15 protein-coding genes are annotated in these 12408 nt (G+C 71.7%); 3 read left to right on the forward strand and 12 right to left on the reverse strand.

What is annotated here, in order from left to right:
• Positions 1-41: 41 nt before the first annotated feature.
• The 3 genes from ABZU74_RS23245 to recO form a co-directional block, all read right to left on the reverse strand.
• Positions 42-227, reverse strand: a complete 186-nt coding sequence (locus tag ABZU74_RS23245; RefSeq protein WP_355427473.1) for a hypothetical protein — start codon at positions 225-227, stop codon at positions 42-44.
• A gap of 71 nt (positions 228-298) precedes the next feature.
• On the reverse strand, positions 299-1111 hold the full coding sequence (locus ABZU74_RS23250; protein WP_355427476.1) for an isoprenyl transferase: 813 nt from the start codon (positions 1109-1111) through the stop codon (positions 299-301).
• A 4-nt stretch (positions 1112-1115) separates the two neighbouring features.
• On the reverse strand, positions 1116-1982 hold the full coding sequence (gene recO / locus ABZU74_RS23255) for a DNA repair protein RecO (protein WP_355427479.1): 867 nt from the start codon (positions 1980-1982) through the stop codon (positions 1116-1118).
• A gap of 102 nt (positions 1983-2084) precedes the next feature.
• On the opposite strand from recO, the gene ABZU74_RS23260 reads away from it, so the two are divergent.
• A complete protein-coding gene (locus ABZU74_RS23260; RefSeq protein ID WP_355427482.1) occupies positions 2085-2894 on the forward strand; it encodes a DUF4097 family beta strand repeat-containing protein in 810 nt (269 codons plus the stop codon).
• On the opposite strand, the gene ABZU74_RS23265 is transcribed toward ABZU74_RS23260, so the two are convergent.
• The 9 genes from ABZU74_RS23265 to ABZU74_RS23305 all read right to left on the reverse strand — a co-directional run bounded on the left by ABZU74_RS23265 (position 2881) and on the right by ABZU74_RS23305 (position 10544).
• Positions 2881-4011, reverse strand: a complete 1131-nt coding sequence (locus ABZU74_RS23265) for an acyltransferase (protein ID WP_355427485.1) — start codon at positions 4009-4011, stop codon at positions 2881-2883. The genes ABZU74_RS23260 and ABZU74_RS23265 overlap by 14 nt on opposite strands.
• A gap of 118 nt (positions 4012-4129) precedes the next feature.
• On the reverse strand, positions 4130-4363 hold the full coding sequence (locus tag ABZU74_RS23270) for a hypothetical protein (protein ID WP_355427487.1): 234 nt from the start codon (positions 4361-4363) through the stop codon (positions 4130-4132).
• A 50-nt stretch (positions 4364-4413) separates the two neighbouring features.
• Entirely contained in the window at positions 4414-5319 is a 906-nt protein-coding gene (gene era, locus ABZU74_RS23275; protein ID WP_355427490.1) for a GTPase Era, read from the reverse strand.
• Entirely contained in the window at positions 5316-5702 is a 387-nt protein-coding gene (locus ABZU74_RS23280; RefSeq protein ID WP_355427493.1) for a cytidine deaminase, read from the reverse strand. The genes era and ABZU74_RS23280 overlap by 4 nt, the downstream gene beginning before the upstream one ends.
• Entirely contained in the window at positions 5695-7119 is a 1425-nt protein-coding gene (locus ABZU74_RS23285) for a hemolysin family protein (RefSeq protein ID WP_355427686.1), read from the reverse strand. Before ABZU74_RS23285 ends, ABZU74_RS23280 begins: the two co-directional genes overlap by 8 nt.
• Positions 7095-7568 (reverse strand): rRNA maturation RNase YbeY, encoded by a 474-nt coding sequence (gene ybeY / locus ABZU74_RS23290; protein WP_030491788.1) that lies wholly within the window; start codon positions 7566-7568, stop codon positions 7095-7097. The genes ABZU74_RS23285 and ybeY overlap by 25 nt, the downstream gene beginning before the upstream one ends.
• Before the next feature lie 15 nt (positions 7569-7583).
• A complete protein-coding gene (locus tag ABZU74_RS23295; protein ID WP_355427496.1) occupies positions 7584-8642 on the reverse strand; it encodes a PhoH family protein in 1059 nt (352 codons plus the stop codon).
• Between the two features lie 130 nt (positions 8643-8772).
• Entirely contained in the window at positions 8773-10167 is a 1395-nt protein-coding gene (locus ABZU74_RS23300) for a serine hydrolase domain-containing protein (RefSeq protein WP_355427689.1), read from the reverse strand.
• A gap of 17 nt (positions 10168-10184) precedes the next feature.
• Entirely contained in the window at positions 10185-10544 is a 360-nt protein-coding gene (locus ABZU74_RS23305) for a histidine triad nucleotide-binding protein (RefSeq protein ID WP_196919275.1), read from the reverse strand.
• Positions 10545-10643: 99 nt separating this feature from the next.
• Between ABZU74_RS23305 and ABZU74_RS23310 the strand changes: the two genes are divergently transcribed.
• Positions 10644-11405, forward strand: coding sequence for an SDR family oxidoreductase (locus tag ABZU74_RS23310; RefSeq protein ID WP_355427499.1), 762 nt, complete (start codon positions 10644-10646; stop codon positions 11403-11405).
• A gap of 72 nt (positions 11406-11477) precedes the next feature.
• On the forward strand, positions 11478-12389 hold the full coding sequence (ppk2, locus tag ABZU74_RS23315) for a polyphosphate kinase 2 (protein ID WP_355427502.1): 912 nt from the start codon (positions 11478-11480) through the stop codon (positions 12387-12389).
• Positions 12390-12408: the final 19 nt, after the last annotated feature.

Raw genomic sequence — 12408 nt, forward strand, 5'->3', positions numbered from 1 at the left:
CGCACGGGGTGCGGGCGGCGCCGGGACAGCTGGGGGGTTGGTCAGAAGAAGCGGCGGCGCTTGGCCTTCTGCGGACGGATCAGGTCCGCACCCTTTGTCAGCAACCGGGTCGCCCCGGAGGGACCACGCCGGGCCTCCAGGGTGTGGCTGAGCCGGCGGGCACCGGCAGCGGCCACCGGCACCGCGACCGCCATCACCGCCCACTGGGCAATGCGCTTCTGGATCATGTGGGTTCACCTCCGTCAGTGGCTTCTGACGACTCTGATACCCAGAGTGACGTGCGGGTAAGCGCGTCGGCTCAGATAATCGGGGCGACCGGGTTGGGCAGCGCGCCACCGAAGCGTCGGTCCCGCTGGGCGTACAACTCGCACGCGTACCAGAGGTGGCGACGGTCGAAGTCGGGCCAGAGCGTGTCCAGGAAGACCAATTCGGCGTACGCGGTCTGCCAGAGCAGAAAGTTGGAGATCCGCTCCTCCCCGGAGGGGCGCAGGAACAGATCCACCTCCGGGATCTCCGGGTGGTAGAGGTATTTCGCCACGGTCTTCTCGGTGACCTTCGCCGGATCCAGCCGGCCGGCCGCCACGTCCCGTGCGATCGCGGCGGCGGCGTCACCGATCTCGGCCTGCCCGCCGTAGTTGACGCAGAACTGCAGGGTCAACGTCGAGTTGTCGCGGGACATCTCCTCGGCGGTCTGCAACTCGGAGATGACGCTCTTCCACAGCCGACCGGGCCGGCCCGACCACACCACCCGTACGCCGAGGTCGACCAGCTGGTCACGGCGGCGACGGATGACGTCCCGGTTGAACCCCATCAGGAACCGGACCTCGTCGGGCGAGCGCCGCCAGTTCTCGGTGGAGAACGCGTACGCCGACAGGTACGGGATGCCCATCTCGATGGCGCCCTCGATGGTGTCGAAGAGGCTGTGCTCCCCCGCCTCGTGCCCCTTGGTGCGGGGCAGCCCTCGGTCCTTGGCCCAGCGGCCGTTGCCGTCCATCACCACCGCCACGTGCCTCGGCACCGCCTCGGTGGGCAGCGCCGGCGGCCGGGCCCCGGACGGGTGTGGCACCGGCGGGGTCGGCTCGCGCCGGCCGGCCTTCTTCGATCGGATCACTCGGTCACTCCCTGTTCGCGCCGTCCGCCCCGGCCTCGACGTCGCCACGTGGCCGGAGCACCACGGCCCCGGTGCCTTCCGGCGGCGGGGCCGTCCCGGCCGCCGAGGGACCCCGGTCGACCAGCGGCAGCGAGCGTAGCGCGCGCTCCAGGTGCCACTGAAGGTGAGCCGCGACCAGCCCACTGCACTCCCGACGTACGGCGGCGTCGGTGGCGTCGGCGATCACCCAGTCGCCGGTGGTCAGCGCGGACATCAGATCGATGGTGGCCGGCGCGGGATGGGCCGCCCCGGGTGGCCGACAATCCGGGCAGACCGCGCCGCCGGCGGGCACGGAGAACGCCCGGTGCCGCCCGGGCGTGCCGCAGACCGCGCAGGCGACCAGCGCCGGCGCCCAGCCGGCCAGGGACATCCCGCGCAGCAGGTACGCGTCGAGCACCAGGGTGGTGGCGTGCTCGCCCCGGGACAGCGCCTTCAGCGCGCCGATGGTGAGCTGGAACAGCCGCAGCGACGGCTCCCGCTCCACCGGGGTCAGCCGCTCGGCGGTCTCGGCGATCGCGCTGGCCGCCGTGTAGCGCGGATAGTCACCCAGGAACCGTTTGCCGTACAGGTCGATGCCCTCGACCTGGCTGACGGTGTGCAGTGAGCTGCCGTGGTTGCCCTTCGGGTCACCGGCGAGTTGGAGGTCGACGTGGCCGAACGGCTCCAGCCGGGCGCCGAACTTGCTGGTGGTGCGGCGGATCCCTCGGGCCACCGCGCGCAGCCGGCCGTGCCGGCGGGTGAGCAGGGTGATGATCCGGTCGGACTCGCCGAGTTTCTGCACACGCAGCACCACCGCGTCGTCGCGATAGAGCTGTCGGCGGTACCCGGCCATCGGGCCATTCTCCCTCGGGGTGTGAAATCAGGGTTGGTTCGGGGTGCAAGCGCGGTTGAACCCCGATGCGGCCGACTCGTGCGCGGCCGTAGCGTGCTGGTCATGGCACTGCAGCTGACCACCACCCCGCGCCGTCGTCGCGTCGCCGCGCCCGTCGCACTCGGGCTCGCCACCACCCTCATCGTGCTCGCCGGGTGCGACAACCTGTCGTTCCGCCGGCTCGATTACGACAACACCGAGGCGGTCCGGATCACCACGGTCCGGCTCTCCGGGGGCTCTGGCGACGTGGTGGTCCGCGGCACCGGCCCGGCATCTGAGGTACGGATCAAGCGGGTGGTGCGCTACCAGGGCGGTGAACCGGACAATGCCCGGTACGAGATCAAGGGCAGCGAGTTGGTGCTGGACACCGACTGTGGCTCGCGGTGCAGCATCTCCTACGAGGTGACGGTGCCGGAGGGTGTGGCGGTGCAGGGCGAGACCAGCTCCGGCAACGTCGAGCTGAGCCGGGTCGGCACGGTGGAGCTGCAGGTGAGCTCGGGCGACGTGCGGGTCTCCGGCGCGTCGGGCGCGGTCGGGGTGGAGGCCCGCTCCGGCAACATCGAGGTGAGCGAGGCCGCCGCGGCGGTACGGCTGCGCGCCTCGTCGGGAGACATCACCGCCCGCCGGCTGGGTGGCGATGTCGACGCCGAGGCCAGCTCGGGCAATGTCAACGTGGAGCTGGACAAGCCCGCCTCGGCCCGGGTCCACGCCTCCAGCGGTGACGTCACGCTGGTGGTGCCGGCCGGCAGCTACCGGGTCCGGTCCAACGCCGACTCCGGCGACGAGACCATCACCGTCGCCGACAACCCGGCGGCGTCCCTGGTGCTCGACGGTTCGGCCGACAGCGGCAACCTCACGATCAGCGAGCGTTGATCTCGGTGCTGGCCGCCTCCCCGGCCGTCCGCTGCGCCGGCACCACCGCTCGCCTGACGGTCGTCCCGGCACCGTCCGCCGCTTCGCCACCCGGCCGGACCGCCGGGTCGGCTGGCCGCGTCGAGCCGCCGGGGATCAGCTCCGGGTGGCGGCGGGCGGCGACGTCCTCGACCCAGCCGACGGCCAGGGTGACCAGCCCGACCAGGGCGAAGACCAGCAGCACCCGGATGGCCAGGCCCACCGGGTCCTGGTGGGACCAGCCCACCACGTCGACAAGCGGAGTGAGCGCCACCACGAACGGCATGTGCCAGAGATAGACGGTGAGCGCCCGCCGGTTGAGCATTGTCACCACCCGGTCGGCCAGTCGGCTGCGGCTCAGCCAGGCCACCCCGGCCGGCGCCCGGCCCAGCACGATCAGGATGAACGCGGCCGACCAGAGGGCGTTGCCCAGGTGGTTGTCGTTCAGGTCGTACCCGCGCGGGCCGGGATGCCCGACGATCCAGGCGCCGCCGCCCACGGCGAGGACGAGGGCCACCGGGTACAGCAGCCGGCCGGGAAGTCGGCGCAGCATCCCGGCGTGGTGGGCGAAGCCGAGCAGCCAGGCGCCGAAGTAGAGCCCGAACTCGCGCAGCACCGGCGGTGCCGGGTAGATCCCCACCTCGATCGCCACCAGCAGGAGGTACGGGGCGAGCAGGGTCGGCAGCGGGGCCCGCCGGAACAGCCAGAACGCGACAGGCGAGGCGAACACGAACCACAGGTAGTCGCGCAGGTACCAGATGACGCTCAGCGCCAGCGCGCCCCAGTGGTTGGCCGGCGGGTCGGCGACCGGGAACAGCCACAGCAACACCCGAGGGCTCACCGTCAGCCCGGTGAACAGCATGGCCGGCACGAAGACCACCGCGAGCACCCACAGCGACGGCAGCAGCCGACGCAGCCGACGCCCGACCGCCGCCGGCCCGGAGCGGGTCAGCGACGCGGCCATCAGCGACCCCGCCAGCGCGAACATCACCGACATGGCAGGGAAGACGAGGGTGAGGGTCGCCCACCCGGTGACGTGGTAGACGACAACTCGAACGATGGCCAGGGCACGGAGGAGATCGAGATACCGGTTGCGCATCAGCCTGCATCTGGGTCGGGGACGCCGGGCGTAACTCCCCTACCCTGCGCGGTGCCCGCGCGAAACGGTCACCACCCCGACCAAACGTGAGCCTTTCCACCCATCTGACCGAGGACGATCAGAGGTTCGCGAGGCATCGGCCGTGCGGCAGCGCACCGACCGCCTGCGGCTGACCGGCGCTCCGACCGCCTCCGTCGAGGTGGCCCACCACGCAGCCGGCGCCTGCCCGTACCGTGTAGACGATGGCGTTCCGGGGTGCGGGATCCGCCGGCCCGGCGGGTCGTAGGACGATGTCGGTGAAGCCGGCGGCGGTGAGCGCCCGGCTGCTGAACGTCCACGTCCGTCCGGTCATCCTTGCGGGGCGGCCCACGGCTCGAGCACGACCCGCGCGCGGTGAGTGGATCAGAAACCCAGCTTGCGCAGCTGCTTCGGGTCGCGCTGCCAGTCCTTCGCGACCCGCACGTGCAGGTCGAGGTAGACCCGACCGCCGAGCAGCTCCTCGATCTGCTTCCGGGCGGTGGTGCCGACCTCCTTGAGCCGGCTCGCCTTGTGCCCGAGCACGATGGCCTTCTGGCTGGGCCGCTCCACGTAAAGGTCGGCGTAGATCTTCATGACCTGACCCTCGGGGATCATCTCCTCCACCACCACGGCGATGGAGTGCGGCAGCTCGTCGCGGACCCCCTCCAGGGCGGCCTCCCGGATCAGCTCGGCGACGAGAACCTGCTCGGGATCGTCGGTGAGCATGTCGTCCGGGTAGAGCTGCGGCGACGGCGGCAGATATTTGGTCATCACGTCGACCAGGGTGTCCACCTGGTGCCCGGACACCGCGCTCACCGGCACGATCTCGGCGAACTCCCCCATCTGGCTCACCGCGAGCAACTGCTCCGCCAGGCGGCGCTTGTCCACCAGGTCGGTCTTGGTGACCACCGCCAGCACTGTCGCCTTCAGCTCGGCCAGCTCGCCGGTGATGAACCGGTCACCGCGCCCCACCGGCTCGTCCGCCGGGATGCACAGGCCGATCACGTCGACCTCCGTCCAGGTGGACCGGACCAGGTCGTTGAGGCGCTCGCCGAGCAGCGTACGGGGGCGGTGCAGACCCGGCGTGTCGACGAGGACCAGCTGCGACTCCGGTCGGTGCAGCACGGCCCGGATGACGTGCCGGGTGGTCTGCGGCTTGTTCGACGTGATGGCGATCTTGGTGCCGACGATGGCGTTGGTCAGCGTCGACTTGCCGGCGTTGGGTCGACCGACGAAGCAGCCGAACCCGGCCCGGTACGGTCGCGCCTGCGGATCCTGCACCGGGCTCACTCGGTCACCGTGCCGAGGACCGTGCCGTCCGGAGCGGCCAGGTGGACCGGTGCGTCCGCAGCGAGGTCGCGTACCGCCGCGTGCCCGGCACCGTCCAGCGTCGACGCCTCGGTCACCACCACCGCCGCCTCCAGCCGACTCGCCCCGGCCGCCACCGCCGAAGCGACAGCCAACTGCAACGCGGTGAGCGTCAGCGACGGCAGCGCGACACTGGCCGCCGCGTACGTCCGGCCGTCCTGGTCGCGAACCGCGGCGCCCTCCACGGCGCCGACCCGCGCGCGAGCTCCCCGGGCCAGGACGACGAGCTTGCCGTCCTCGGCGCTCAGCGCGCCCGACGCGGTGGGGGTGGGCCGGGCGGCAGGCGCGGCGGGTGTGTCAGGCATCGGCGGGTTGCCTCTCGTCGTCTCGATAGTTGTCCGTGTCGTCCCCGGGGCCGGCGTTCTCGCCACGCCCCGCGGTGTCCTGCTCGTGGCCCGGCTCCACCCGGCTGACCAGGACGGTGTCGATCCGGTTGCGCCGGCCGGTGGTGCCCTCGGCGACCAGACGGAGACCGGCGACCTCGGCCTCGGCACCCGGGATCGGCACCCGCCCCAGCGACTGGGCGAGCAGACCGCCGACCGTCTCCACCTCGTCGGTGGGTAGGTCGGTGTCGAACATCTCGCCGAGATTCTCCACCGGCAGGCGAGCGGTCACCCGCACCGAGGAGTCCCCGAGACGTTCGACGGGCGGGCGCTCGACATCGTACTCGTCGGTGATCTCACCGACGATCTCCTCCAGGATGTCCTCGATGGTGACCAGACCGCCGGTGCCGCCGTACTCGTCGACCACGATGACCAGGTGGTTGCGGGCCGCCTGCATCTCGGACAGCAGGTCGTCGACCGGCTTGGACTCCGGTACGAAGGTCGCCGGGCGCATCAGCTCGGCCACCGGCAACTGCTCGGCCCTCGGGTCCCCGCCGCGGGAACGCCGGATCAGGTCCTTGAGGTAGAGCACACCCAACACGTCGTCGACGCTCTCGCCGATCACCGGGATGCGGGAGAAGCCGGAGCGCAGGAAGAGCACGAGCGCCTGCGCGAGCGTCTTGCCCTCCTCGATCCACACCATCTCGGTACGCGGCACCATCACCTCACGGGCGATGGTGTCACCGAGCGCGAACACGGAGTGGATCATCTGGCGCTCGCCGTGCTCGACCACGCCGCGCTGCTCGGCCAGGTCGACCAGCTCCCGCAGCTCCACCTGGGTGGCGAACGGGCCCTCCCGGAAGCCGCGCCCCGGGGTGACCGCGTTGCCGATCAGGATCAGCAACGACGCGAGCGGGTTGAGTGCCCGGCCCAGCCAGCGCACCAGCGGCGCCACCGCACGGCCAACGGCGTAGGCGTGCTGCCGGCCGATGGTGCGCGGGGCGACGCCCACCACCACGAAGCTGACCACTGTCATCGCTCCGGCGGTCACCAGCGCGGCCCGCCAGCCGGCGCCGAAGCTGTCCACCGCGACGAGCGCCACCAGCGTGGTAGCGGTCAGCTCGGCGAGCAGCCGCAACAGCAGGAGCAGATTGAGGTGCCGGACGACGTCGCCGGCGACGACCTGGAGGGTACGGGCGCCGCGCACGCCGTCGCGGGCCAGCTCGGCGGCTCGGGCCGGTGAGACCGCGGCGAGGGCCGCCTCGGTCATCGCGATCAGGCCGGCCAACACCACCAGGCCGGCCGCGAAGACGATCAGCTGGAAGTCGGGAAGGCCGGCGGTGGCGCCGGCCGCGAGTAACGGAGGAGTGGACATCACTGGGTGCGGGTCGACCGCCAGCTCGCCAGCAGTCGAGCCTGGAGTGCGAACATCTCCCGCTCCTCCTCCGGCTCGGCGTGATCGTAACCGAGCAGGTGCAGCACCCCGTGCACGGTGAGCAGGTGCAACTCGTCGGCCGGCGCGTGCCCGGCGGTCGCCGCCTGTTTGGCCGCCACCTCCGGGCAGAGCACGATGTCGCCGAGCAGGGCGGGCTCGCCGCCGGCCGGTGCGGACTCACCAGGGCCGTGGTCGACGCTGCCCTCGTCCATGGGGAAGGCGAGCACGTCGGTCGGGCCGTCGCCACCCATCCAGCGGTGGTTCAGCTCGGTCATGTAGTCGATGTCGACCAGCAGCACGGAGAGCTCGGCGAGGGGGTTGACCCCCATCTCGTCGAGGGCGTGCCGGGCGACGGCGAGCACGGCGTCGGTGTCGACGTCGACACCGGACTCGTTGGCGATCTCGATGGACAACTGCTTTCCTCTGCTTTAGCGGCGGCGGCCGGCCCGGCCGCCCTGGGCGGGTCGCCCAGGCACGGCGTGAACGCCCTGCGCCTGCTGGTTCTCCCGCTCGGCGTCCCAGCGGGCGTACGCGTCGACGATCTCCCCGACCAGCTGGTGGCGGACCACGTCGGAGCTGGACAGCTGGGAGAAGTGCACGTCATCGACGTTTTCCAGGATCTCCCGAACCACCCGCAGGCCGCTGCTCGTCCCGCCGGGAAGGTCCACCTGGGTGATGTCACCGGTCACGACGATCTTGGAGTTGAAGCCGAGCCGGGTGAGGAACATCTTCATCTGCTCGGGCGTCGTGTTCTGCGCCTCGTCCAGGATGATGAACGCGTCGTTGAGCGTCCGACCCCGCATGTAGGCCAGCGGGGCGACCTCGATCGTGCCGGCGGCCATCAGCTTCGGGATCGTCTCCGGGTCGAGCATGTCGTGCAGCGCGTCGTAGAGCGGGCGCAGGTACGGGTCGATCTTCTCGTTGAGCGTGCCGGGCAGGAAGCCCAGTCGCTCGCCCGCCTCGACCGCCGGCCGGGTGAGGATGATCCGGTTGACCTGCTTGGCCTGCAACGCCTGGACGGCCTTCGCCATCGCCAGGTAGGTCTTTCCGGTGCCGGCGGGGCCGATGCCGAAGACGATGGTGTGGGTGTCGATCGCGTCGACGTACCGCTTCTGCCCGAGCGTCTTGGGGCGGATGGTGCGCCCGCGCCGGGAGAGGATGTTGAGTGTCAGGACCTCGGCGGGCCGCTCGGCGCTGCCCTGCTCGAGCATGCCGACGGTACGCCGGACGGCGTCAGTGGTCAGGGTCTCGCCTTTCTCGATGAGTTCGAGTAGCTCGCTGAAGACCCGCTCGGCGAGAGCGTTGTCCGCGGGGTCACCGGTGATGGTGATCTCGTTGCCGCGAACGTGCACGTCACTGTTGACCGAGCGTTCGACGAGTCTGAGGATCTCGTCGCCTGCGCCGAGCAGATTGACCATGATCTTCGGATCGGGCACGGTGATCCTGGTCTGCACCCGGGGCGGGCCGGGAGGTGGGGTGCCGGTCATAGGTTGGGCCGAAGGGCCCTGCGCACCTGCTCTCGATCTCGGCGCCGGCCTGCTGGCCTGGCGTGCGGACGTTACACCCATCGTATCGGTTCAACGCGGGCCGCATCGCGCCCATTTCCGCTGGCCGCGATCAACTCCCGGCCCGGAAGTCGTACCTGTCGAAGGTCTCCTGGTTCCGGGTGAACCGGTACGTCGCCCAGTGCATCCGGACCACCGCGCCGGCCTCGTCCCGGGTCAGCCGGAGCAGCTCACCGGCCTCCCGTCCGGAGACCACCCGGAACACGTCCGGTTGGTCCGCCAGCGGGGTGAAGATCGCCGGTGGTCGTCCGGCCGGGTCACCGACCCCGCGCGCCTGCAAGGCGCCGTCATGCCAGGAGAAGACGTACTCGGAGCCCTCGCCCCACCACCGGCCGAGCGCACCACGCAGGGCCGCCGGCGCGGGTGGGCCGGGTCGCCACGGCACGATCTCGGCCGGGTCCTGCTCGACCGCCGCCGCGAGCAGCCGGTGCGACAGATCGAACAGTTCGCTCGCCGTGCCGGACGAGCCGAGCACCGCGGCGCCCATCGCGCCAGGCGTGCCGTCGCCGCCACGGCGGCCGTACACCCCGGCGAGGAAACCGGGCATGGCCCCGTCGTGCCCCACGTGCACCACCCGCTCCCCCTGCGGGATCAGGATCAGCCCGAGCCCGAAGCCGGCGCCCCAGAGCGTCTCGTCGGTGGTGGTCAGCGGCCAGCGCATCTCGTCCAGGGTGCCCGGGGCGAGGACCGCGCCGGCCGGGTCCAGCGCCGCCGGGTCGGCCAGGAACGCCGCCCAGCGGGCCATGTCGGTGGCGGTGCTCCAGAGCTGGGCGGCCGGGCCGACCGCGCCGAAGTCGGTCGACGGTTCCGGGTGCGCCTCGTCGGAGTACGCGTCGACCAGGAACCCGATGGCCGCCGTCGGCCGTGGGGTCACAGTGGTGTCGCTCAGCCCCAGCGGCGTCAGGATCCGCTCGGTGAGCGCCTGCGCCCAGCTTCCGCCCCGGAGCCGGGCGACGAGTTGGCCGAGCACGGCCAGGCCCAGGTTGGAGTAGTGGAACCGACGGCCGGTCGGCAGCACCCGCTCGGCCCGGTCCAGCTCGGCGACCAGTTGGTCGTCGTCCGGCGCGCGCAGGCTGTCCCAGACGTCGCCGAACGGCTCACGTTGCAGGCCACCGGTGTGCGACAGCAACCGGCGTACGGTCAGGTCGCCGTGCGCCGGGAGGTCCAGGTGCCGGCCCACCGGGTCGTCCAGGTCCAGCAGCCCGTCGTCGCGGCACTGGAGGACCAGCACCGCGGTGAACGTCTTGGTGACCGAGCCGATCCGGAACTGGGTGCCCGGCCCCAGCGGGCTGTCGGTGCCGGTCTCGCCGACGGTGCAGCTCCAGAGCGGCCGGTCGGCCCGGTGCAGCGCCGCCGACACCGCCGGCACCCGGGCCTCGGCCTGCACCCGCCGCACCAACCGGTCCAGGTGCTCAGTGCCGCGACCGTCGGGACCGCGCTCGCTCACGCCGTCGCTGCGCTCGCTCACGCCAGGTTCCGGGCGAGCATCGGGCCGAGCGGCGCACCACCGAGCAGGTGCGCGTGCGCGTGGAACACCTCCTGCCCGCCGTACGCGCCGGTGTTGAACATCAGCCGGAAACCGTCGCCGAGCAGGCCCTCGTCCTCGGCCACGGCGGCGGACGTCGCCAGCACGTCGGCGGCCAGCGCCGGGTCGCCCTGGGCGAGCGTCGCGACGTCGGCGTAGTGCTCCTTCGGAATGACCAGGACGTGCACCGGCGCCTTCGGGTCGATGTCGCGGAAGGCGAGGGTGGTGTCGGTCTCCCGGACCACGGTGGCCGGGATCTCCCCGGCGACGATGCGGCAGAACAGGCAGTCGGATCCCATCGGGGCAGTGTAAGGACTAACGGGTCGGGGATGCTCCGGCGCAGCATGCGCCGCCGGCCCTGTTCGCACGGAAGGTACGGCTGAGGCAGGATGGCCGGCATGACGGATCGGGCGGTACTCGTGACCGGGGCCTCGCGCGGGATCGGCCGCGCGGTGGCGACGGCGTTCGCGGCCGACGGCGACCGGGTGGCCATCCACCACCGCGACTCCGCCGACGCGGCCGAGCAGCTACGCGCGCAACTGCCGGGCGCCGGGCACGTGGTGGTCCGCGCCGACCTCACCGACCCGGACGCGGTCCGGGTCATGGTGGACCGGGCCGCCGAGCTGCTCGGCGGGCTGGACGTGCTGGTCAACAACGCCGGGACGTACGGCGACCGCGACGACCCGCACCCGATCTTCGGCGCCTCGTACGACCAGTGGCAGCAGCGCTGGCAACAGGTGCTGGAGACCAACCTGACCGGCGCCGGCAACGTCATCTGGTGCGCCGCCCAGCACATGCGTGAACGCGGCGGGCGAATCGTCAACGTCTCGTCCCGGGGCGCGTTCCGCGGCGAGCCGCACCAGCCGGCGTACGGCGCCAGCAAGGCGGGGCTGAACGCGCTGGGCCAGTCCCTCGCCGTGGCGCTCGCGCCGTACGGCATCGCTGTCGCCACCGTCGCGCCGGGCTTCGTGGCGACCGACATGGTCACCGAGTACCTGCGCGGTGAGGAGGGCGCGGCGATCCGGGCGCAGAGCCCGTTCGACCGGGTGGGCAGACCGGAGGAGATCGCCGCCGCCGTGCACTGGCTGGCCTCGCCGCAGGCCGAGTGGGCCTCCGGCACGATCGTCGACCTCAACGGCGCCTCCTACCTGCGCAGCTGAGGTCGACGCCGCCGGCAGATCACCCGGCCGGGGAGGTGGTTGGCGGTTCGCGGGCGGGTAAGTCCCACCGACATGGCCGACTCCGCGCTGCTGGACCTCACCGCCGACTACCGGGTGGCCGACGGCCACGACGACGACCCTGTGCTGCTCCGCCCCGACGGCACCCCCGTCGACACCTGGCGCGAGGACTACCCGTACGACGAGCGGCTGGACCGCGACGAGTACGACCGCGACAAGCGGCTGCTCCAGATCGAGCTGCTGAAACTCCAGGACTGGATCAAGGAGTCCGGCGAGCGTCTGGTGATCCTCTTCGAGGGCCGGGACGCGGCCGGCAAGGGCGGCACCATCAAACGTTTCATGGAGCACCTCAACCCGCGTGGCGCGTCAGTGGTGGCGCTCGCCAAGCCGGACCAGCGGGAAGCCGCCCAGTGGTACTTCCAGCGGTGGTTGGCACACCTGCCGGCGGCCGGTGAGATCGTGCTGTTCGACCGTTCCTGGTACAACCGGGCCGGTGTGGAGCGGGTGATGGGCTTCTGCAGCCGCAAGGAATACCTGGAGTTCCTGCGGCAGGCCCCAGAGCTGGAACGGATGCTGGTGCGCTCGGGCATCCGGCTGGTCAAGTTCTGGTTCTCCGTCTCCCAGAACGAGCAGCGCACCCGGTTCGCGATCCGCCAGGTGGACCCGGTCCGGCAGTGGAAGCTGTCCCCGATGGACATCGCCTCGCTCGACCGGTGGGACGAGTACACCGAGGCCAAGGAGGCGATGTTCTTCTGGACCGACACGGCCGACGCGCCGTGGACGGTGGTGAAGAGCAACGACAAGAAGCGGGCCCGCCTCGAGGCGATGCGGCACGTGCTGCACCGCTTCGACTACACCGGCAAGGACCCCGAGGTGGTCGGCACACCGGACCCGCAGATCATCGGGCCGGCCGGGCTGGACCTGGGGCCGGAGGAAGAGGTGGTGCCGGTGTTTCCCCGCCCCTGAACGAGCCCGCCGCCCAGGG

It is taken from the genome of Micromonospora sp. NPDC005171 (assembly GCF_040608575.1).
Lineage (GTDB): Bacteria > Actinomycetota > Actinomycetes > Mycobacteriales > Micromonosporaceae > Micromonospora.

What these genes read in the sequence shown, in the direction of transcription:
- ABZU74_RS23270 (WP_355427487.1), bottom strand. Translation starts at nt 4,363, where the DNA reads ATGACCGGACGGACGTGGACGTTCAGCAGCCGGGCGCTCACCGCCGCC.
- ABZU74_RS23260 (WP_355427482.1), top strand. Translation starts at nt 2,085, where the DNA reads ATGGCACTGCAGCTGACCACCACCCCGCGCCGTCGTCGCGTCGCCGCG.
- ABZU74_RS23295 (WP_355427496.1), bottom strand. Translation starts at nt 8,642, where the DNA reads ATGACCGGCACCCCACCTCCCGGCCCGCCCCGGGTGCAGACCAGGATC.
- ABZU74_RS23265 (WP_355427485.1), bottom strand. Translation starts at nt 4,011, where the DNA reads ATGCGCAACCGGTATCTCGATCTCCTCCGTGCCCTGGCCATCGTTCGA.
- ABZU74_RS23245 (WP_355427473.1), bottom strand. Translation starts at nt 227, where the DNA reads ATGATCCAGAAGCGCATTGCCCAGTGGGCGGTGATGGCGGTCGCGGTG.
- ABZU74_RS23310 (WP_355427499.1), top strand. Translation starts at nt 10,644, where the DNA reads ATGACGGATCGGGCGGTACTCGTGACCGGGGCCTCGCGCGGGATCGGC.
- ABZU74_RS23280 (WP_355427493.1), bottom strand. Translation starts at nt 5,702, where the DNA reads ATGCCTGACACACCCGCCGCGCCTGCCGCCCGGCCCACCCCCACCGCG.
- recO (WP_355427479.1), bottom strand. Translation starts at nt 1,982, where the DNA reads ATGGCCGGGTACCGCCGACAGCTCTATCGCGACGACGCGGTGGTGCTG.
- ABZU74_RS23305 (WP_196919275.1), bottom strand. Translation starts at nt 10,544, where the DNA reads ATGGGATCCGACTGCCTGTTCTGCCGCATCGTCGCCGGGGAGATCCCG.
- ppk2 (WP_355427502.1), top strand. Translation starts at nt 11,478, where the DNA reads ATGGCCGACTCCGCGCTGCTGGACCTCACCGCCGACTACCGGGTGGCC.